A 19689-nucleotide genomic window follows, 5' to 3' on the forward strand; every position below is an offset into this window, starting at 1 on the left:
ATACAAAACTTCACCATATGTACTATTACCATATGAGTTATATTATTAAATAGAATAAAGGGGATGATATACTATGACGACTTGGTTTATTGTAATGTTAGTTGTATTTGGAGCATTTAAAATTATCGTTTCTAGCCTTCCTAACACTGTTATTGAATCCATTATTAGCAAGTACGAAACACATCCAAAACTTGAAGAAGAGAATGTGACTATTACAATTCATGGAAATAACGTAGAAGGCGAACAGAAATCAAAAATTATTCATGATTTTAACGAAGGTTTATTTTTAGATCGCTATTATGCACCACCACACAATGAGGGTACGCCTTTAATTATCAATGCAAAACGTGGCAAAAAGAATTTTACATTTTATATTTATAGTCACGAGGAGCATGTTGATGTTGTAAAACAATATAAAAAGAAGGTAGTTGCTTATAGTTTACGCTCTAAAAACCTTCAAAATAGTGATATGTTCGTGTCAGCTGACTTAGCTTAATACTCATATATTTGAAAAAGGAATCCACGAAATATGGATTCCTTTTTTCTCATTTACTGAAAAATAAGCTCTGTCTTCAAACTATCTTTCGGTAACAACCAGCCTTTTTTCTCTAAACTCGCCATTAATAATTCCCTTTGCTTTGTCGCAATACTTTCTTCATTTGTTTTAAATGACACTTCTATTACGAAGTCATCTTCTAATTTTCCGGTATTACTTAATGGCCAAATTTCAATATTTGCTTTTATGTTTTCAAACTCTCCTGTATATCGTTTCATTAATACAGGACCGTAAATACGGGAACTCTTTAACATTTCCTCTCCCCAATTTGTATACAACCATTTGTTCATTTTCCCTGGTAATTTTTCTATTAACATGTTTTGAGCAGCTTGTTCATTTGGTAAATCAAGTATCCCATATCCTTTAGCGCTGTAACTTTTCTTATTTGAAATGCTTAATGTTTTCTTCTCAAATCCCCAATCTATTTCCGCCTCATAACTATCCGTATTACTATCGAATCCTTCTTTTTTAGCTACTTCTAGTGCATCTTGAATTACACCATTTGGAATAGGATATCTTTTTTTATATGTTAATTCAAAATCTTTACTAAATTCTTTCTTTCGAATTCTAGCAAACCAACCTTCCTCGCTTAAACTTTTATTCGCAGTATCTAAAAATTGCACTTGTATTCTTTCATATTTTGTACCAGCCTGGAAATGTTCTAGCACCTCTTGCTTCATCTCTTTGTTATCACCTAATACTTGTTCTGGCTTCAATAATAACTTTACTTCAAAACTAGGTTTCATTGGACTAGCTGCAAACCCTTCCTTAACGTTATAAAGGAAACAACAAAAGAAAATGCTTACGAATACAAATACTTTTTTCATATACCTATCCCCTTTACATTTCAAATGACTTCTATACGTTCCATTGCAAGTGAATATACATTTTCATACCCTGCTGTACTTAGCTTTTGTTGTAATCGATCCGTATCCTCTTTCAAAGCGTGCACTAACACCGTATGTTCTGGTAATAATGTATTTAGCATCTCTTTAACGTCTCTTATACTTTGGTGAACTTTATACGGAACTCTCTTCACCCTACATGTACTCCTTACATGTTCTTTCATAACTTTTTCTGCAAAACTCCCTTTCGCAATATGCCCAGTAAAAATAACGGCATTCCGTTTTTCATTCCGAAGTTGTTCATAGTATAACTGTGCTCGTTTCGTTTGCATATTCGCATCACTCATTACAACTATTCCGTAACTATTTTGCATACTAATGTCATTATCCATAACTATTATGTTTCTTTTTAAACTCTCCATAATCCATTTAAGTTCTTCATTATTTTTTATCCAACCTTTATATATGAACATCTCTTCAAATCCAGCCAAAATTTCTTTATCTACTATAAGCGGAAATTCTTTATATCGTTCATATAAATACAATACTATATCTTGCGCCCTACCAAGTTGTGGCAGCGGTAATAATGCTATTCCTTCATTTTGCATAACTCGTTCAATTTCTGCACATAGATCGTCTAATCTTTCATTTTGCGAAACATCATCTGTATGATAAGCGGCATCTACAATTGCAACTTTTATATTGTGGCCCAATTTCTCAGGTAAATTAGCTCGTAGTATATTAGACTCTGCTGAATAGTCGCCTGAATAAAATACGTATGTATTACACATATCAACTAAAAACCAAACAGCTCCTAATACATGCCCACTATACCCCCACTGAAACCGCAATGTAGGAGTAATTTGTAACCATTCATTTGGATTGCTAATCTCATCAATACATACATAATTTAAATCTTTTATATGTTGGTCGCTATAAGGTAAATTCCATCCTTGCATCACATTATAGTTTCTCCATTTTTCATAATATAACGGCAGTTGCTCCTTCGTATAACGAGTCGTCCAAATTTTTTTCTTATAGCCATACTTCGCTAATAAAGGTAAACCCATCGTATGATCTTCATGAATATGTGATAAAAATACCGCATTTAAAAATGGAACAGCTTCTCTCTCTATTTTTGGATAACCATCCTCATAAGATCGATTAATACCACAATCAAATACTATTTTCGTCTCTTTATTTTTTACAAAATAGCAAGAGCGACCGTATTCTCCTGCTCCTCCCCATACTTCCACTCTCATCATGCTACCCCTTTTCGCTTTTGCTCCATATGTTGCAGCAGTAATAAGCACATTGTTGTAAGTCCAACAGAAACAACGGCCATCGCCATTCCTATAGATACTTCACCCTGTTCAAATTGAGCAAAAATAAACGTTGCTGACGTTTCTACTGATGGAGGTAATACGAGAAGTGATGCTACTAACTCTCTTATTGAAATTGTAAATGTCATCGCCCATCCGGCAAGAATGCCTGGGATAATAAGAGGCAATATTATTTTTCTAAAAATATAAATATAATTTCCCGAAAAAATACTTCCTGCCTGTACGAGAGAATCATCAATTTGTCCGAGTGATGATTTTACATATTGCACCGTGTAAGGTAAAAACAGAACAACATACGTTATGATAACCATAATTGGTGTATTATAAATTGATATAGGCATATATGGTGAATTCCAAAATAGAATAAGACCTACAACCATAACGATTCCTGGTACCATATTCGGTAACATACCGCACATATCAAGCCATTTTTCAGAGTTTTTTTTCCCCTTTCGAATCATAAGTGCCAAAAAGACTCCAATAATTACCGCAATAATCGCTGTTACGAGTGAAAAAAGAAAACTATTCCATAAAGCCTCTAATCCCGGAGATCCCATTGTAAACAATGCCTCATAATGGCTTGTTGTAAAGTTATTTACATGTAAACCGCCGCCTCTTAATTTTGACAAAGAAGCAATAAGTATAGAAAAGTATGGAATTCCAATTGATACGATTAATAAACCAATTACATACATCCATGCTACAACGCGCGTAAATATAGACAAAGTATATCTTTTAGATTTCACACCTTTTCCACTAACCATTGCATATGAATACTTTCGATTCAATACATTTTGCATATACCAAATGAGCATACAAGCACTAAGTAATAAAGAAGATAATGCTGTTGCACTACTAAAATCAATTGGCCAACTCGAAATAAATTTATGAATTTCTGATGTTAACACGTGGAATCCTATTCTACGTCCGAATGTAGCCGGTGTTCCAAATTCAGCAATCGTCTTTACGAAAATGAGTAAAGCACCCATTACATAACTTGATACTAATAACGGCAATATTATTTTTCTTAAGCGATAGAAAAAACTTCCGCCATGAACTGCTGCAGCTTCTTCTTTACTACTCCCAATCTGAAGTAACGTGTTTTTCAGCATGAAATAAAGAAATGGGAATAAATGCAGACTCATAATTAAGACCATACCTCCTAAACTAAAAAACGATGATGAAACTGTCTTTAACATCGGGAAAAATTGTTCAAAATAGCCGTTAGGTTGCATGAACAAAATCCAGCCCATCGATCCAATATACGGCGGTGTCATAAATGGAATCATAAAAACAATATCTAACTTACTATACTTTCCTACATCTGTTTTGCTCATAATAAATGCCAATGGAAATGCAAATATTGTAGCACCTATTACAACGAGTACACCTAGAAGCATCGAATTTAGAAAAATCCCCGCTAATCCACCACTCTGCATCACTTCAAAAGGCTTTAAAAAATTCCAACTGCTATTTTCATATACACTAGAAAATAAAATAAGAAAAAGTGGAATGACGATTAACATCGCGACAAGTAATAACGCTACCGTCATTCCAACTTGTCTTACTGATACGAATCGATTTACCATGGAATCACCATCTTATTGAAATACTTTCTTAAATTGTTTCCCTATTTCATCTTGCTCTTTCTCAACTGTTTTCCAATCAATATTTAATACTGGAATCTCTTCTACATTTGGTCTATTTTCAGCTTTTATATCTGTTCTACCAGGCAATAAATACGCTTTAGAAACTTGTTTTTGTACATCATCGGATAATAAATAATCAATAAACTCTTTTGCACCTTCAATATTTTTACTATCCTTCATAATCCCCGCTGCACGTGGGCTAATAACTGTTCCGCTTTTTGGATATACGATATCAACAGGTTCACCCTTTGCTTTTGCGCTATACGTCATATAATCAACACCCGCAATGACCATATCTTTCGCACCTGTTACAACTGGGTCTAACGCTTCCTGGTTTGCTCCTGCTACTGTAACTTCATTTTTCTTAAGCTGCTCAAATAAATTCCATCCATCTTGTCCATTCTTTTTCACGTATCCTGTTACAAAGTCTAAAGCTGAACCTGAAAGTGCTGGATCTGGAAGATTCACTTTCCCTTTCCATTCTCCTTCCGTTATATCGCTCCAATCTTCAGGCGCCGTCTTCACATTTTTTGTATTGTACACAATCCCTAATGCTGAAGCACTATACCCGAAATAATGGCCTTTATCATCTGACCATTCAGAACGCAGCTTATCAGCTTGTTTCGCCTCTTTATAAGCTAACGTTTGACCCTCTTTCTTTAATCCTTCCATCGCTGGTAAGGAAGCGAGTACGACAACGTCAACGACTGGATTTTTCTTTTCAGCTTCCATTCTCGCTAAAATTTTACCAGTTGTCCCTTGAAACATTTCCACCTTTATACCAGTTTTCTTTTCAAAGTCTTTTTGAATTTTTTCTGCTAACCCTTTTGGCCCTGCACTATATACAACAATTTTCTTTTCATTCATATTTTTACTTTTTGCATCTGCATTACCTGTCTTTGAACTACAACCTGTTACTACAGTAGAAAATAGTAAAGTACATACAAATAAAGACTTAAGCGAACTGAATTTCTTCATACGATTCTCCCCCTATATGATGAATACATTTTTTTGGTACATATAACGATACTGCTTTCCCGATGCTTAATTTACTATTGTGATAAGCTGTCCATATTCCGAGTGCCCCCATGTTTACTTTTATTTCATACCGTTCTCCTACATATGTAACGTGCTTAATTTCACCTGTATACATTTCGCACACTTCATTTTTCGTCCAGCTCACATGCTCTGGACGAACCATTTTTTTACCCTCTACAAGCCAATTCGCCTTACCAACAAATTTGGCAACAAATTCATGAGACGGTTTCACATAAATATCTTCGGGTGTTCCTTTTTGTAATACTGCTCCTTGTTTCATGACAATAATTTGGTCTGACATTGACATTGCTTCTGTTTGATCGTGAGTGACATACAGTGCAGTTAAACCAATGGAATGAACGATATCCATAAGCTCTATTCTCATTTCTTCTCGCAAAATTGCATCGAGCGCACTTAGCGGTTCGTCAAACAAAATAAAATGAGGTTTTGTTACAATTGCTCTAGCGAATGCGACACGTTGTTGCTGTCCACCAGAAAGTTCGTGCGGATACCTTTTCTCCATACCTTGCAGGCGAACACGCTTTATCGCATCTTCTACTTTTTCTCGTAAATGATTCATTTGCTTTGTAGCTCTTAAACCAAATGCAACATTTTCAAAAACAGTCATGTGCGGCCATAAAGCAAAATCTTGAAATACCATACCAATATTCCGTTCATTAGGAGATGTCTTTATCTTTTTTGTAGCAGAATACATGCACTGGTCTCCAAAATATATTTCTCCCTTATCCGGTTCTTCAAGTCCTGCTATCATTCTAAGTAAAGTCGTTTTCCCACATCCCGAAGGTCCTAAAAGTGTAGTGAATTCCCCTTGTTTCATTACAATCTGCAACGGCTTTAACGCTTGTGTTTTTCCAAATGTTTTTTCTAATCCATTAATTTTAATATCCATCGTCTCACCTCTCTCCCCTCATTCTTAACCTGCTTTCATTCTATATGGAAGATTTATACTTAATGTTAATGTACTGTAAAGATTAAATTAAAAAACTTCTAATAAACTATTTATTTCTATAGATTTTTTCTATAGTTAAAATAAAAAAGGCGGCAATTCATAATGAATCTCTTAAAATTAGAAATTGTAGTACTTATTAAGAAATACAAAAAGCTTACAATCGTTGCAGAAAAACTTGGCGTTAAACAACCAACTATTACTTTTCATATGAAAAGCTTAGAAGAAGAACTCGGTGTGTCTTTATTCGAATTACGTTCTGGAAGGTATTTCTTAACAGAGGCTGGTGAGGCTTTGCACCATTATGCTTGTAAAATAGATGCACTTATGAAAGAAGCTAGACGTGTCACGCAAGAGTTTAAAGATTTTCAGAAAGGTGCTATAACAATCGGCGCTAGTTATGTACCAGCGACTTATCTTTTGCCAGCAGTCGTTCATCAATTTCAATGTGAATTTCCCAATATAAAAATAACGCTACTAGTGAAAACAGCCCCTGAAATTCGAATGATGCTACAAAATCACGAAATCGATCTTGGGATAATTTCCGCTGCTCCATTTGATGAACCACTTTTAAAACAAACGAATATAATGCCCGATACACTTGTTCTTGCCTTTTCCAAAGAACATCATTTTTCAAAAAAAGACAATGTATCGTTACAAAATATAGAAAAGGAACGCATACTATTGCATCGTAACCCATCTACAACGAGAGATTTACTTACACAATGGACGTTAGCGCACAACATTACATTCCAATCAGAAATTGAATTAGATTCATTAGAAACGATGAAACAAATTTTAAAATATGGTAATGGAATTGCCTTGATTTCTAAACTTGCTATCGAACAAGAAATACAACGAAATGAGCTATGCTATATACCAATCCCTGAATTTGAATTTCAGCGTAATATTTATACGATTCATCATGAGGACAGATGGAATTCTAAAATCATTTCTTTTTTACTACAGAGCATCACTTCATTTGCAACAAAAAATTAAAAGGCTGTCGTTATGCACGACAGCCTTTTAAACTATAAATCTATTTATTTTTCTTTGCCTCAATTTTTGCTTGCGCCTCTTCAGCCTTATCTAATGCTTCTGATACTTTCTTCTCTTTTTCTTTCACTTCATCTATACTATCGACAGCTTTAATAATTTTATCGATTCCTTCTTCTTCTACCTTTCTACGCTTTGCCACTCTTTCATTTACTTTCTCTTCCACATCTTTTGCTTTTTGAAGCATATTCTCTGCATTTGATGTTACAGCTTTTTCAAGTTCATCATCTTTTTTCTTTTGTAACACTTCATTTGCAATGTCTTTCGCTTCTAAATACTTACCGTCTTTTAATGCTGTTGCTCCCTGATCCATTTTCTCAGCAACTTCTTTATATGATTTCGCTTCATTTCCTGATTTCTCTTTTTCTGCTTTTTCGAACCACATTGTTGCATCACTATACTTTTCATCTTTCAATGATTGCATACCTGTTTCAATATATGTGTCATAATTGCTACATCCAGCCATTACGACTAATAGAAAAAGCATAACAAAACTTAATTTTTTCATGCTGTTGTCTCCTTTTCTTTGCAAGCTCACTTTACTTTAACATACATGAAAAAGAGTTTCAAAAACTAAAATACTAATTTAGTCATTTTTATTTTATTAAGTCACATTTCCTTTTAGACAGACACATCCACTTGCTTTTTCATTACATGCTTCTTTACTCCTACTAATACAACTAACAATAAACCTACGCCTAATGTCATCATAACAATGCTAGTTGGCAACATATCTAATAATAATCCATACACAATCATACCGAGCGGTGCGATTGCAGTAGAAATTGTTTCAAGTAAGCCGAAAACGCGTCCTAAATAACTTGGATCTGTCGTCTTTTGCAAATGTACTTGCATCGGGATATTTACAACCATCATTGATATACCAGTTAACATCATAAAAGCGATATAGTAAATAAAACTTGCTACTTTCGGGATGGTGACTACTAATGGAAACACTGTACATAAACTCAAACTCGCAAATAAAAACAACCCAATATAAACAGAGCGAAACGGATCATTCACTTCTTTACGTACTGATAACGCAATTGCACCAATTAACATCCCAACTGCTAACATTCCCTCTACAACACCGAGTTGTTTCGAAGATAGATGCAAATTTTGAACAATAATATATGGAAGTGAAACGAAAAGTGCACTCGCAAAAAAGTTTACCCCTACTGCAATTTTCATTAAACCATATATTTCATGCTGTCTTTTCACATATGAAAACCCTTCTTTTATACTCGTCAAGAAATGCTCTTTACTTTCAGCCTTTTCTTTTTTGTATAAATCAAATACGATAAACAATTGCACAACAACCGCTAAAAAGAATGTAATGCTATTCAATAGGAAAAACGATTTAATTGAAAAGAAACCAAATACAACTCCGCCAATAATCGGTGCTAAAATATTTGATAAAGATGCTGCCGTCTGGTTCAAGGCACTCGCTTTTTGAATACGTCCTTCATCTACTAAACTTGGAATAGATGAAGTTAATGAAACAGAGTAAAAACTCGCACAAATTGATAATAATGCTGCTGAAACATAAATAAACAGAAGTGATGGCCCAAAAGTAGTTGCAAGGATAAACATAATAAACATTGTTAAACTACTTAACAAATCGGTACCGATGACAAGCCATTTTCGATTGACGCGGTCAGCTACAGCACCAGCAATTGGTCCACAGATTAGCCTTGGAATCGATCCACAAATAAGCGTAGTTGCAAACCCCATTCCTGAACCCGTTGTCTTTAATACGTATAATCCCATTGCAAACGTATAAATACCGGCTCCTAGCAAAGACGTCATTTTCCCAATCATCATTAAAATAATATTTCTCGTTGCAATCTTCATTCTTGAATCATTTTGTCCTATACTTATATCCCCCATTTTTGACACTCTCCCCTTAAAAGTTAAATTGTGTTAAACTTATTATATAATTAACTTTCCAATTTTTACAACAAAAAGTTTAATGACATTTAACTTTCTAACTATAAAGGAGCAATTATATGGCTACTCTCGGTGAAAAAATTAAAACGTTACGAAAAGAAAAAAAGCTTACTCAAACTGATCTAGCAGGTTCAGAACTCACAAAAAGTATGCTAAGTCAAATTGAAAATGGAAAAGCTACACCTTCTATGAAAACACTACAATATATCGCTGACAAACTTGAATGTGAAACGAGTTTTTTATTAGAAGATGATGATGTAGAAATTGTAGGACTCATTCAACAAACGGAGAAACTAATAAAAGCAAACAAGTACGATGAAGTATATGAGGTTTTACTACCGATCGTTCAAAAAGAGCTACCTCCCACTTTGAATACTGCTCGTTTATATAAACAGTTTGTAACAGCTGCGGCTAAAATGAAAGATTACAATATTGAATATTACGTTGAAAAGGCTACTTCTATTTTTGAGAAATATACGTTATACCGGGATAGTACGGAAACAAAATTAAAATTATCCTTTACGATATTCACACGTAAAAAATATGCTGAATGTTTACAACTTATAGCTAGTATCCGAAATGACTATGAAGAGAAACATTTAGAAATGGATCTCATTATACATATCGAATTATATTTATATGAAGCAATTATTTTTCTTGCATGTGGTGATTACGAACAATGTGAAAGTGTCATTTTAGATGCACTTGCATTTTCAAAAAAACATCAAGTGTATTATAAAACAGATGAATTTTATCGTATTTTATCTTATCAAAAAGTAATCATGGCTGATAAAGAACAATATTTACATTACATAAAAAAATCAGAGCAATTCGCCATTTTTACAGAAGATAATTTCTCTGCAGCGGTTATTGATCTTTTAAAAGCTTTCTACTACAACACAATTGCTAATGAATATACAATTGCATTAGAACATTTAGAACAATTTCGAGAAAAATTAAAAGATGAGCCAATTTTTCAAGATGATGGATCATATTATCTTGAAAAAGGAAAAGCTTTGTATGGTTTAAAACAATACGAAGAAGCTTTAAAAACATTGCAACGCGCTATCATACCAGATTATATAAACCATCCACTTGATCACGCACGGCTTACAACAGCTGGGGCATATCGCGCTCTTTGTTATGTGAAACTTAATGATAAAAAAAGAGCTCTTGAAGAAGTAACAGAAGCATATGAAATCGTACAGGCCTATCCTGATTCCATCTTCACTTCATTTATTAAAGAAACATTACAAATAATACAAAAACTTTAAGAATGTCTCTAAATGGTATATTATTCCTCTTTTTTAGCAAAGATAATAATGATGGGAGGAATATAAATGAATATACAACGTGCAATAGAGCTTTCTATGTCAGCAGAACAAGCCAATGTCAATTTTCAAGGCATGCCTGTTATGATTCAACACGTCGATGAAAGCAATGAAACCGCCCGCATATATGAAGTAAAAAACCCAGGACGCGAATTAACTGTTCCAGTTAATAGCTTAGAGGAAATATAAGAAATGCCACTTCTCTTTTGAAGTGGCATTTTTCTTCTTTCAGATTACTTATTATAAATTTCTTCAACTCTTTATTTTACATGAGCTGAAAAAATAAGAATTTTCTACTTCTTTTCTTTTTGTGACCTGCTAAAATACAAACTATGGATTAATTATTCGTACTATACATTAAGGAGGAAAAATAATGGCATCTAATTTAGAAAAAAACCAGCCTTATTATGCAGTTATATTCACTTCTAATTTATCAAATAATACAACTGACTATAATACCGTTGCCGAAGAAATGGAGAAACTTGCAAAGCAACAACCTGGATTTTTAGGTGTAGAAAGTGCACGAGGTAATTCTGGACTCGGAATAACAATTTCTTATTGGGAATCACTTGATGCGATTGAAAATTGGAAGAAGAACACCTTACATAAAGAAGCGAAAAAAAGAGGTCGTGAGCAATGGTATGAAAACTTCCACCTGCGTATTTGTCTTGTTGAGAAAGAATTTAAGTTTCATAGAGGTACTTTATAACTATGAAGGAAAAATTAGCTCTCGTTATTGTTCATGAAATATATGGTGTGAACGACCATATGCATCACGTTACCCAGCACTTTACTTCATCTCATATAGACGTATTCTGTCCTAATCTTCTACACTTACAACATGCATTTCATTATCGTGATGAAGAAAAGGCATATGAACATTTTGTAAATCATATTGGATTTGATGATGGAAAAAAGCAAATTGAAGAATTCATTTCTCATCTTTCTAGTAGTTATACACATATTGGACTTATCGGCTTTAGTGTTGGAGCTACCATCTCATGGCTATGTAGTAACAATCCGAAAATAAATTTTATTATCGGATGTTATGGTTCTCGTATACGCGACTATGTTCACATAAAGCCTACATGCGCTACACTACTTATATTCCCTGAAAAAGAAGCTAGTTTTTCAGTATCCTCTTTCATTCAAACATTGCAGCAACAGAATAACCCTTTATTAGAAATAAAACAACTACACGGTGAACATGGATTTCTAAATCCGTACACTGAAAAATATAACGAGCACTCTACAAAACAAGCATACAATTTAATAGATTCATTTCTTGTAAAGTGAAACTTTAATCAGTGGGGGTTGTTCATCCCACATAACCTCTTTTCTTACGCTGAATTTTGAGGCGGGGGTCTTACTGCCCGTTAATGCAGGATAAAAACAAGCTTATGAAGGAGACTCAAATGACGCTGGCATTACTCTTACTTGTTTTCATACTCATTGCCTTTATCTCAGCGCTAACTATCATTTTTATAACCGTAAAAAAAGGAGGATTTTTCAACCGCCCCTACTTACAATCTATTATCGTTTGCATTTTATTTTTTACTAATTGGATCTTATATGTAACAACTTTTTATTCGCTACTCCCCGAGAAAGTTAGTGAGTTCATATTCTTACCCATTTGGTTTTTCCTTTGTATTTTAGGTTTTATAACTTTCTGGCGTGAATGGGGAAATAATCGTGTATTCTCCATATGTATCGGTTTTCTTTCCTTGACTAGTTTTTTATTTGGATTATTGTTGTTAGTTCTTTCCGGGATGTAATAGAAGAAGGAAGAAAAGCTAACGTTCAACTTTTCTTCCTTCTATGTTTACCTTTAGTTTTCACTGTCACTGATTCACAAGGTGTATAATATATTTGAGGTGTCGCCTTATCAACAAACATCATAAACGTAACGAAACCGATAATAAAGAAAATAAACAACGTTAACAAAATTGCTCCTATCGTTAAAAGTATCATAACACCACCCCTATATTTTTTATGTTATTACACTTTTCGCTATGATATGAGCGTAATCCTTTTTAGAAAAAGAAACGTAACAAAATAATCACAATCACTCCTGTTAATACTGTACCTAATAAACTACGAGTATATATCGCTACAAGAAATGTTGGAATTGCTGCAATAAGATAATCCCACTGCATCGTCTCGTGCATAAATAAAACTTGTGCTAAAAGTGCTGCTAATATTGCAATTGGTATGTAATTTAACCATTTTAAACCCCAGTCTGGAATTTGTAGTTTACTAAATACGAGTAGAGGTAAAATACGTGGCACGAGTGTAACAGCTCCTGCTGCTAATAAAAGTAATAATACGTCTAATCTCATTTCCATTTTTCAATCACCACTCCAATCGTCGCAGCTAGTAATGTTGCGATAATAACCGCTATACTATCTGGCATAAATAAGTGTGAAACGTATGCGATAATAATCGCTACAATTGCAACACTTAAATGAATTGCTAGCTTTGGTTTACTACTTATGAGCTGAAGTACAAATAATCCGATAAACATTGCTGGTAATGCATAATCCATCCCGTATGTATGTGGATCTGGTATCCACTCACCAAATAGCCCGCCGATAATAGTAGCAAGAATCCAGTTTAAATAAGCCGTTACATTTAGCCCAATCATCCATCTTTCGCCTAAATATCCTTTTTGCGCTGCATGCTGCACTGCAACGCCGAAAGTTTCATCTGTAATTTGAGAACCGATTAGTAAGTTTTTAAATAGAGGCAGTTTCATAAAGTATGGCGCAAGCGCAGCACTCATAAGAAGGTGGCGCAAGTTAACAAAAAATACAGTAAAAATAATTGCGGAAGCAGGAGCACCGGCTGCATACATACCAGCTAATATAAATTGGGCAGAACCTGCATAAATTAAAGTGGACATAAACGCAATTTCAATGATAGAGAAACCAGCTGTTTTTGCAATTACACCAGCTGCTATACCGATGCTCAAGTAACCAAATACAGTTGGTAAACAATCTTTTACTCCTTGCTGAAATGTATCATCGCTCTGCAAAGCTACATGTGCCTGAGCTTTACTCATCCTTATCATCCTCCATTCCTTCTAAAGTTCGTTTTCCTGTTACGACATGAACTAAATCTATATTTTCACGCCATAACGTATCTAACTTATCCGCCCCAAATTCCTTCGTGATTTCTTCAACCATAATATCGTGCCGCACATACTCTGTAGCAACGAGAACTAGCGCTGGGTCATACGTTGTAACGGCCCATGAAGTGCTATCATTTGAAAAGTTCGCAATTAATACTTCCTCTCCATCACGAGCAATAACAGTTAAATGACCACCCATTCTCTTTTCAACAACGTGGGGCGTCATATAATTATGATGAAACGTCGCTCCTATTTTTGTTTCTGGAGCTCCAAATAAGATTGAAAATATATGTACGCCTTCCTCTTCCTTTTGATGAATGTATGGCTCAATTTCATGCACTTGATCTTCCCATACAGAAATCCATAACTCTTCCTTTGCTCTACCAATTATATTGCATATTTCTTTTAAAACACGATCATTTGAGCGAATATGCGAAATTACATCAATCTGTCTTTCTTGTTCTAAATGATTTAATTTCTGGTCTAAAAACTCAAAGGACTTCTCAAAGTCTTTTCGCATTCGATTCATTAATTCGGTAGCTGGTACTGGTACATATTTAACTGGTTCAGAAGGTACAATATGCACCGCTCCTTTATCCATTAACTTACCGAGTACCTCGTAAATCATAGAACGAGGTACTCCTGTTTGTTTACTCACTTCATAGCCTGTTACTGGGGAATGTTTTAACAATCCAATATACGCTTTACATTCATACTGGGAAAATCCTAACTTTTGTAATTCTTTTATAATTTCATCCATCGGTAACCCCTCACAATCTAAATCGCCCTTACTTCAAAACGACGATTTTGCTTCCCTTTACTTTTTACTTTATCAATAACAAGTGTTCCTATTTCACTCGTATTTTTCACATGTGTGCCTCCACAAGCTTGTTCGTCTAAATTTTCAATTGTAACAATGCGGATTTCTTGGATAGTAGTTGGCAGGAGATTTATTGCTGTTTTAATCATTCCTACAGCATTTTCTGCTTCTTCGCGGCTCATATAACGAGTGGAAATTTCTTTATTTTGCTTAATAAGTTTATTCACTTCCTCAACAATTTCTTCTACTTCCACGCTCGATAACTCTTGTAACTCATTAAAGTCGATACGTGCTTTATCAGGATAAATTTGATTTCCAGTGCATAGAGCTCCATACTTTTCATAAACAACAGCTCCGATAAGATGCAGTAAAGAGTGATGACGCATTAAATTATGACGTCTTTCCCAATTTATCTCTAATTTAACTGGACCTAACTTTACTTGTGCTTCATCTTTTATATAGTGAACTATTTCTCCTTGCTCCTTCTTTACTTTTTCAACTTCAAATACAGACCCATCTTGTACAATGACACCCGTATCACATTCCTGTCCTCCACCAGTTGGATAAAAAACTGTTTCTTTTACAAATACTTTATTCCCTTCTACTCTTATCACTTCTGTTTCGCAACTCGTTTTGTATGCATCTTCTAAATATAATGCCGTTGTCATACCCTCACCTCTTTAGTAGTTATAGTTATACCTACTAATATAAAAAAGAAACTCCGCAAAGTCAATTGATAATTCTGAAATTTAAAATTAATAAAAGACTCCTTTATTAGGAGTCCACTATCTCAATATTTCATTCGCTTCTTTTTCATAAATTTTATCAAATGACGTCATAACGCGCTGTGATGCTTGAATCATCTTTTGATCTGTCATAAGATCTGCCATCTCTTTCGTCATATCTACATTTGAATTTTCTAGCATATGATTTTTTACTATTCCTGTTCCGTTCGGTAAATTAGCAATGTTTCCTTCTGCTAGTGTAAAGCTTTTATTTTCACGTTGTACGAGACGAGCATTCGTTTCTGCATCTACTGTTTTTGTTTGTAAACGACCAATATTATTTTGTGTTACTTCATCATATAATGTACCGTCTGCTTGTACAGCAACCTTTGCTCCTTCTGGAATACGAATACGCTCATTATTCTCTCCCATTACGAAAGCACCAGATGACGTTTGTAAATAACGATCACTATTTAATGTGAAACTACCATCTCTCGTTAAAAACGTTTCATCATTTTTAGAAGTAACAAAAAATGATGTTGTGCCGGCCGCGCCGTCATCTAAAAAGAAATCTGTAGCGCTATTTGTCATTTGTATATTTCCTTGTACTAAATTCACATGCGTTGCAGCTGGTACTACAGCGTAATCAACCGAACCGATATTTGTTACCGCCCCATCTCCGCGGCGATATGTGTCTTGTACATCAAATACTTTAGACGTCATATTTTCTGCTTTAAATCCTGTCGTTTGAGCATTTGCAACGTTATTCGAATGAACATTAATGCGCTGCATGTAATTCATCATGCCCATAGAACCTATATAAAGACCGTTCATATTCGTTTGAATAAGGCAAGCGCCTTATTCTTCACCTCTTTTCTACGATGTTTGTAACATTTGTTTTGCTAAATGTTCAGCTGTAGCGATATGTATATTTTTCTTTATGTCTTGGCCATCTGTCATTAATACAATAGGAGCTGATGATACCGCTGGAATTTTCAACAATTCGCCACTACTTGCTGTTTCATCAAATTTCGTAAACACAATACCATCTATATGAATATCTTTAAAGTTTGTAATGATTTCAATCATATCTTTACTTTTCATAGAAGCTGATAACGTTAAACAAATATAATCTGGTTCTACTTGTCCCATCGTTTCAATCATTTCTTCCACTGTTTCTGACGTACGATAATTTTTTCCGGCTGTATCAATTAAAATATAATCGACGCGTGCTTCTTCTTTAAAATACGTAAGCGCTCTTGTCATTGCAGCTTCATCACGCACAGCAATTACTTCAGATCCAATTGTCTTTACGTTATCTTGCAATTGCTGTACTGTTCCTATGCGCGAATGATCTGTCGTTATAAAACCAACTGTTTTTTTCTTACCGTGAAATTGCCATGCCATTTTCGCGAGTGTCGTCGTTTTACCAACGCCAGTTGGACCGATTAATGCAATTGTTTGTACTTCTTTTTCAAAGACGTTTTCCGTATTGAAATGAGATTTCATATCTTCCAATATGTACCTGATAACTTCTTCTTCCGTAATCATCGTTGCATTTTCAAACTTTATTTTTAACTTTTCAGCATATGCATGAATGAAATATTGTTCCACATCGTTTTGTTCTAGCATCCGAATTACTTTTTGAATAATAAACGGTACAGATTCTTGATTTTCTTTCTTTGGAACTACTTCTTCTTTCTTTACTGGAACGACTTGTTTCACAACTTTTTTCTTTTTCGTTACTTTCGTTACTTCCGTTTCTTTCATCGGTTTCACAACGACGATTCCTTTTTCAAACAGCTTTAATAGTTTCTCTTTTTTTCTTGCCCATTCTTCACTATTTCCTGTTTGCATCGCCGCGTATGACATAGAAGTCGTTACGTTTTCTAAATTGTGCAGTACTGATTGAATTCCATTCGCCTTCACAATTTGTTCTGAAGGATCATTCACAACATCCATTAACTGTTCATGAAATTGAGCTGTACCTTCATTCACTTCTTCCTGTTTTTCTTCTGGAAAAGCAACTAACATTTCATAATCCTTTTTCCAAAAAAACGGTATATTTCGTTTTACACTTTCATCGACAACATAATAATAATCTGTGCCATATTGGTCAAATAACTTTCGATACAATTCATTTTTCGAAGCTGCTTTTATTCGCAGTAACGCTTCTTTCTTTTCTGTACTTTCCATTACTTCACCCCCTACTATTCAATATAGGCAATTTGATCCACAACAATTTCTGGTGCTAATTCACTAATACAAAGTACTTGTGCTTCCACTTGATAACGTTCTAGCAGTCTTACAATCGCAAATCTAAAATCTTTTCTACGTGTTAATAACACTGGTTCTCTTCCCATTAAACGTGCTTGCTTAAAGACGCGCTGCACTTGCTCAACGACACGTGTTTCTAAATCTAAATCCCAGTTTAATAAGTAACCTTGATATGAATTATTCACAACATCCGCATCTAACTCGATTGAATCAGAGAAGAGTGCTGCATATATTTTTCCGTCCGGATTTTTCGCATTTTCACAAATAACTTTTGAAATACATTCACGAACAAATGATGTCACACCATCAACGTGGTTTTGATAAATTTCTTTGCCGTCAATAATACCTTCAATAATTGTTGGTAAATCACGAATAGAAATACCTTCTTTTAGAAGTTGTTTAATAACATTTTGAACAAGTGATAAATCAATTTCTTTTTTCTTAATCTCTTCTAATAGAACGCCATTATCATTTTCAAGCGAGTTAATTAAGTCTTTTACATGTTGGCGCTGAATTAATTCATGAAGATTACGTCTAACGACAACATCTAAATGTGTAATTAATATGCTAAGTGGCTCTAAAACTTGATAGCCTTTCATTTGTGCATCTTGCACCATATGCTCTAGAATCCAATATCCATCTTCACCGAAAATTGGATCTTTCGCTGGCTCTGCATCTAAATCAGCCATTACGTTTGGTGTTTTCAGTGCTAATAAATAACCTGATTTTAAAACACCTTCAGCCGCCTTCGCACCTTTAATTCGAATAATGTAACGTCCGCGTGGCCTAAAGCTCGTATTATCTTTAAAGTTAATTCCAGGAACGTTAATACCAAGGTCAGTAATAATTGACTTCCTCATAAGAACAACTTTATCACGCGCTGTTTCCCCGTTAATTTTTTGCTTTACAAGTGCTGCTAAATCTAAACCGAGTTCTACTATAATTGGATATTTATCCGTAAATACTCCGAATGAATCTTCCACTTGTTGCAGTTGTTCATCTTCGCCTTGGATCATTTCTATTTCTTTTTGAAGCTCGTCTTCTTTTTCTTTCTTTATTCGATTTTTATTACGAATTCCTAAGAAGATAATTGTTCCGCCAACGAGTGCGAATGGTAGAAACGGTAGCGGAGTAAAAATACCCATTGCGATAAATAAACCACCGAGCGCATATACAACGACTTCATGCGCTAATAACTCTTTAAAGATACCTTCTGTTACTGTATCCGGTGAACCGTCAAATACACGAGTTACGATAATACCAGTTGAAATCGCAAGCATAAGCGATCCAATTTGGTTTACGATTCCGTCACCGACAGTTAACTGTGTATAATGAAGAGCCGCATCCGCAAAGCTCATCCCTTGCTGCATCATGCCGACAATTAAACCGAAAATAATGTTTACGAATAAAATGACAATCCCGAAAATAACGTCCCCTTTAATGAACTTTCCGGCACCATCCATCGCCCCATAAAACTCTGTTTCCATATTTAATTTTTTTCGTTTTGCTTGTGCATCTTTTTCTGAAATAATACGCTGGTTTAAATCAGCATCGATAGACATTTGTTTCCCTGGTAAAGAATCAAGTGTAAAACGAGCTGCTACTTCAGCTGTACGAGACGCACCGTTTGCAACGATAAACTGGAATATGATTAATACTGTAAAAATAACGATACCAATTAATAAGTTTCCGCCAATTACGAACTGGCCGAACTCTTCAATAACATGACCTGCATTTCCATCTGTCAAAATCGCTCGCGTCGTCGAAACGTTAATCGATACGCGGAAAATCCCGATTAATAACAACATCGTTGGAAATGACTTTAATTCATCCCACTCGTTAATACTTGTCGCTCGCATATAAATAAGCACTGACATACTTAGTAGAAAAACGATAATGATATCAAGTATAAATGGTGGAAGTGGAATTAAGAGCGCCACTACGAATGACGCTGCTAAAAAGATAGAAAAATAGGTTCTTGCAGACTCTATCTTAAACAAAG

Annotated in this window: 22 protein-coding genes; 7 read left to right on the plus strand and 15 right to left on the minus strand. The window is 34.6% G+C overall.

Translation table 11 applies throughout. From position 1 onward, the window contains the following. Window positions 1-73: 73 nt before the first annotated feature. Window positions 74-496: a YfmQ family protein gene (locus tag ABWK52_RS12495; RefSeq protein WP_000214592.1), complete on the plus strand. Its 423-nt coding sequence runs from the start codon at window positions 74-76 to the stop codon at window positions 494-496. Window positions 497-549: 53 nt separating this feature from the next. Here the strand turns inward: ABWK52_RS12495 and ABWK52_RS12500 are convergent, their stop codons facing one another. From ABWK52_RS12500 to ABWK52_RS12520, 5 genes are read right to left on the minus strand one after another with little or no spacing between them, the layout of a single operon-like run. Continuing rightward, the gene (locus tag ABWK52_RS12500) at window positions 550-1383 is read right to left on the minus strand and encodes a hypothetical protein (protein WP_016109712.1); all 834 of its coding nucleotides are present in this window, start codon (window positions 1381-1383) and stop codon (window positions 550-552) included. 20 nt (window positions 1384-1403) lie between these two features. Further along, complete coding sequence (locus tag ABWK52_RS12505) at window positions 1404-2666, minus strand: MBL fold metallo-hydrolase (protein ID WP_042890637.1); 1263 nt, start codon at window positions 2664-2666, stop codon at window positions 1404-1406. Continuing rightward, entirely contained in the window at window positions 2663-4333 is a 1671-nt protein-coding gene (locus tag ABWK52_RS12510) for an ABC transporter permease (RefSeq protein ID WP_016109710.1), read from the minus strand. Before ABWK52_RS12510 ends, ABWK52_RS12505 begins: the two co-directional genes overlap by 4 nt. A gap of 12 nt (window positions 4334-4345) precedes the next feature. Next, window positions 4346-5371 carry an ABC transporter substrate-binding protein gene (locus tag ABWK52_RS12515; RefSeq protein WP_000714714.1) on the minus strand — a complete coding sequence of 342 codons (1026 nt, stop codon included), beginning with the start codon at window positions 5369-5371 and terminating at the stop codon, window positions 4346-4348. Then, window positions 5349-6341, minus strand: a complete 993-nt coding sequence (locus ABWK52_RS12520; RefSeq protein ID WP_098541436.1) for an ABC transporter ATP-binding protein — start codon at window positions 6339-6341, stop codon at window positions 5349-5351. Before ABWK52_RS12520 ends, ABWK52_RS12515 begins: the two co-directional genes overlap by 23 nt. A 162-nt stretch (window positions 6342-6503) precedes the next feature. Between ABWK52_RS12520 and ABWK52_RS12525 the strand changes: the two genes are divergently transcribed. Further along, on the plus strand, window positions 6504-7397 hold the full coding sequence (locus tag ABWK52_RS12525) for a LysR family transcriptional regulator (RefSeq protein WP_001050625.1): 894 nt from the start codon (window positions 6504-6506) through the stop codon (window positions 7395-7397). Between the two features lie 40 nt (window positions 7398-7437). Here the strand turns inward: ABWK52_RS12525 and ABWK52_RS12530 are convergent, their stop codons facing one another. Both ABWK52_RS12530 and ABWK52_RS12535 read right to left on the minus strand, forming a co-directional pair. Then, on the minus strand, window positions 7438-7962 hold the full coding sequence (locus ABWK52_RS12530; RefSeq protein WP_000736441.1) for a DUF4398 domain-containing protein: 525 nt from the start codon (window positions 7960-7962) through the stop codon (window positions 7438-7440). A 113-nt stretch (window positions 7963-8075) separates the two neighbouring features. Beyond that, complete coding sequence (locus tag ABWK52_RS12535) at window positions 8076-9344, minus strand: MFS transporter (RefSeq protein WP_000502489.1); 1269 nt, start codon at window positions 9342-9344, stop codon at window positions 8076-8078. A 119-nt stretch (window positions 9345-9463) separates the two neighbouring features. Here ABWK52_RS12535 and ABWK52_RS12540 point away from each other — a divergent pair, with 119 nt between their 5' ends. From ABWK52_RS12540 to ABWK52_RS12560, 5 genes are all read left to right on the plus strand, one after another. Beyond that, window positions 9464-10678, plus strand: coding sequence for a transcriptional regulator (locus ABWK52_RS12540; RefSeq protein WP_098290229.1), 1215 nt, complete (start codon window positions 9464-9466; stop codon window positions 10676-10678). 66 nt (window positions 10679-10744) lie between these two features. Further along, on the plus strand, window positions 10745-10924 hold the full coding sequence (locus ABWK52_RS12545) for an H-type small acid-soluble spore protein (protein WP_001025731.1): 180 nt from the start codon (window positions 10745-10747) through the stop codon (window positions 10922-10924). 184 nt (window positions 10925-11108) lie between these two features. Beyond that, window positions 11109-11444 carry an antibiotic biosynthesis monooxygenase family protein gene (locus tag ABWK52_RS12550; RefSeq protein WP_000157887.1) on the plus strand — a complete coding sequence of 112 codons (336 nt, stop codon included), beginning with the start codon at window positions 11109-11111 and terminating at the stop codon, window positions 11442-11444. Window positions 11445-11446: 2 nt separating this feature from the next. Continuing rightward, window positions 11447-12031, plus strand: a complete 585-nt coding sequence (locus ABWK52_RS12555) for a dienelactone hydrolase family protein (protein WP_000660115.1) — start codon at window positions 11447-11449, stop codon at window positions 12029-12031. A 119-nt stretch (window positions 12032-12150) separates the two neighbouring features. Continuing rightward, window positions 12151-12510 carry a hypothetical protein gene (locus tag ABWK52_RS12560; protein ID WP_098541523.1) on the plus strand — a complete coding sequence of 120 codons (360 nt, stop codon included), beginning with the start codon at window positions 12151-12153 and terminating at the stop codon, window positions 12508-12510. Window positions 12511-12535: 25 nt separating this feature from the next. Here the strand turns inward: ABWK52_RS12560 and ABWK52_RS12565 are convergent, their stop codons facing one another. The 8 genes from ABWK52_RS12565 to flhA all read right to left on the minus strand — a co-directional run bounded on the left by ABWK52_RS12565 (window position 12536) and on the right by flhA (window position 19687). Beyond that, on the minus strand, window positions 12536-12706 hold the full coding sequence (locus tag ABWK52_RS12565; protein WP_000602244.1) for a DUF3951 domain-containing protein: 171 nt from the start codon (window positions 12704-12706) through the stop codon (window positions 12536-12538). A 62-nt stretch (window positions 12707-12768) separates the two neighbouring features. Further along, a complete protein-coding gene (locus ABWK52_RS12570; RefSeq protein ID WP_000425942.1) occupies window positions 12769-13080 on the minus strand; it encodes an AzlD domain-containing protein in 312 nt (103 codons plus the stop codon). Then, entirely contained in the window at window positions 13071-13796 is a 726-nt protein-coding gene (locus tag ABWK52_RS12575; protein WP_000030475.1) for an AzlC family ABC transporter permease, read from the minus strand. The genes ABWK52_RS12570 and ABWK52_RS12575 overlap by 10 nt, the downstream gene beginning before the upstream one ends. Next, window positions 13789-14625, minus strand: coding sequence for a TrmB family transcriptional regulator (locus tag ABWK52_RS12580; RefSeq protein ID WP_098541434.1), 837 nt, complete (start codon window positions 14623-14625; stop codon window positions 13789-13791). The genes ABWK52_RS12575 and ABWK52_RS12580 overlap by 8 nt, the downstream gene beginning before the upstream one ends. Window positions 14626-14642: 17 nt before the next feature. Further along, complete coding sequence (locus ABWK52_RS12585; RefSeq protein ID WP_000205398.1) at window positions 14643-15353, minus strand: alanyl-tRNA editing protein; 711 nt, start codon at window positions 15351-15353, stop codon at window positions 14643-14645. A 117-nt stretch (window positions 15354-15470) separates the two neighbouring features. Next, window positions 15471-16244 (minus strand): flagellar basal-body rod protein FlgG, encoded by a 774-nt coding sequence (locus ABWK52_RS12590; RefSeq protein WP_001013935.1) that lies wholly within the window; start codon window positions 16242-16244, stop codon window positions 15471-15473. A gap of 42 nt (window positions 16245-16286) precedes the next feature. Next, entirely contained in the window at window positions 16287-17606 is a 1320-nt protein-coding gene (gene flhF, locus ABWK52_RS12595) for a flagellar biosynthesis protein FlhF (protein WP_098541432.1), read from the minus strand. A gap of 14 nt (window positions 17607-17620) precedes the next feature. Beyond that, window positions 17621-19687, minus strand: coding sequence for a flagellar biosynthesis protein FlhA (flhA, locus tag ABWK52_RS12600; RefSeq protein ID WP_000472585.1), 2067 nt, complete (start codon window positions 19685-19687; stop codon window positions 17621-17623). Between the last annotated feature and the right edge of the window lie 2 nt (window positions 19688-19689).

Origin of the sequence: Bacillus sp. AP50, from assembly GCF_040492675.1 — a bacterium.
In the GTDB taxonomy this organism is placed as follows: Bacteria; Bacillota; Bacilli; order Bacillales; family Bacillaceae_G; genus Bacillus_A; species Bacillus_A cereus.

Excerpts from the sequence above, each read along its gene's own strand:
- ABWK52_RS12495 (WP_000214592.1), top strand. The coding sequence starts at position 74 with ATGACGACTTGGTTTATTGTAATGTTAGTTGTATTTGGAGCATTTAAA.
- ABWK52_RS12500 (WP_016109712.1), bottom strand. The coding sequence starts at position 1,383 with ATGAAAAAAGTATTTGTATTCGTAAGCATTTTCTTTTGTTGTTTCCTT.
- ABWK52_RS12505 (WP_042890637.1), bottom strand. The coding sequence starts at position 2,666 with ATGATGAGAGTGGAAGTATGGGGAGGAGCAGGAGAATACGGTCGCTCT.
- ABWK52_RS12510 (WP_016109710.1), bottom strand. The coding sequence starts at position 4,333 with ATGGTAAATCGATTCGTATCAGTAAGACAAGTTGGAATGACGGTAGCG.
- ABWK52_RS12515 (WP_000714714.1), bottom strand. The coding sequence starts at position 5,371 with ATGAAGAAATTCAGTTCGCTTAAGTCTTTATTTGTATGTACTTTACTA.
- ABWK52_RS12520 (WP_098541436.1), bottom strand. The coding sequence starts at position 6,341 with ATGGATATTAAAATTAATGGATTAGAAAAAACATTTGGAAAAACACAA.
- ABWK52_RS12525 (WP_001050625.1), top strand. The coding sequence starts at position 6,504 with ATGAATCTCTTAAAATTAGAAATTGTAGTACTTATTAAGAAATACAAA.
- ABWK52_RS12530 (WP_000736441.1), bottom strand. The coding sequence starts at position 7,962 with ATGAAAAAATTAAGTTTTGTTATGCTTTTTCTATTAGTCGTAATGGCT.
- ABWK52_RS12535 (WP_000502489.1), bottom strand. The coding sequence starts at position 9,344 with ATGGGGGATATAAGTATAGGACAAAATGATTCAAGAATGAAGATTGCA.
- ABWK52_RS12540 (WP_098290229.1), top strand. The coding sequence starts at position 9,464 with ATGGCTACTCTCGGTGAAAAAATTAAAACGTTACGAAAAGAAAAAAAG.
- ABWK52_RS12545 (WP_001025731.1), top strand. The coding sequence starts at position 10,745 with ATGAATATACAACGTGCAATAGAGCTTTCTATGTCAGCAGAACAAGCC.
- ABWK52_RS12550 (WP_000157887.1), top strand. The coding sequence starts at position 11,109 with ATGGCATCTAATTTAGAAAAAAACCAGCCTTATTATGCAGTTATATTC.
- ABWK52_RS12555 (WP_000660115.1), top strand. The coding sequence starts at position 11,447 with ATGAAGGAAAAATTAGCTCTCGTTATTGTTCATGAAATATATGGTGTG.
- ABWK52_RS12560 (WP_098541523.1), top strand. The coding sequence starts at position 12,151 with ATGACGCTGGCATTACTCTTACTTGTTTTCATACTCATTGCCTTTATC.
- ABWK52_RS12565 (WP_000602244.1), bottom strand. The coding sequence starts at position 12,706 with ATGATACTTTTAACGATAGGAGCAATTTTGTTAACGTTGTTTATTTTC.
- ABWK52_RS12570 (WP_000425942.1), bottom strand. The coding sequence starts at position 13,080 with ATGGAAATGAGATTAGACGTATTATTACTTTTATTAGCAGCAGGAGCT.
- ABWK52_RS12575 (WP_000030475.1), bottom strand. The coding sequence starts at position 13,796 with ATGAGTAAAGCTCAGGCACATGTAGCTTTGCAGAGCGATGATACATTT.
- ABWK52_RS12580 (WP_098541434.1), bottom strand. The coding sequence starts at position 14,625 with ATGGATGAAATTATAAAAGAATTACAAAAGTTAGGATTTTCCCAGTAT.
- ABWK52_RS12585 (WP_000205398.1), bottom strand. The coding sequence starts at position 15,353 with ATGACAACGGCATTATATTTAGAAGATGCATACAAAACGAGTTGCGAA.
- ABWK52_RS12590 (WP_001013935.1), bottom strand. The coding sequence starts at position 16,244 with ATGAACGGTCTTTATATAGGTTCTATGGGCATGATGAATTACATGCAG.
- flhF (WP_098541432.1), bottom strand. The coding sequence starts at position 17,606 with ATGGAAAGTACAGAAAAGAAAGAAGCGTTACTGCGAATAAAAGCAGCT.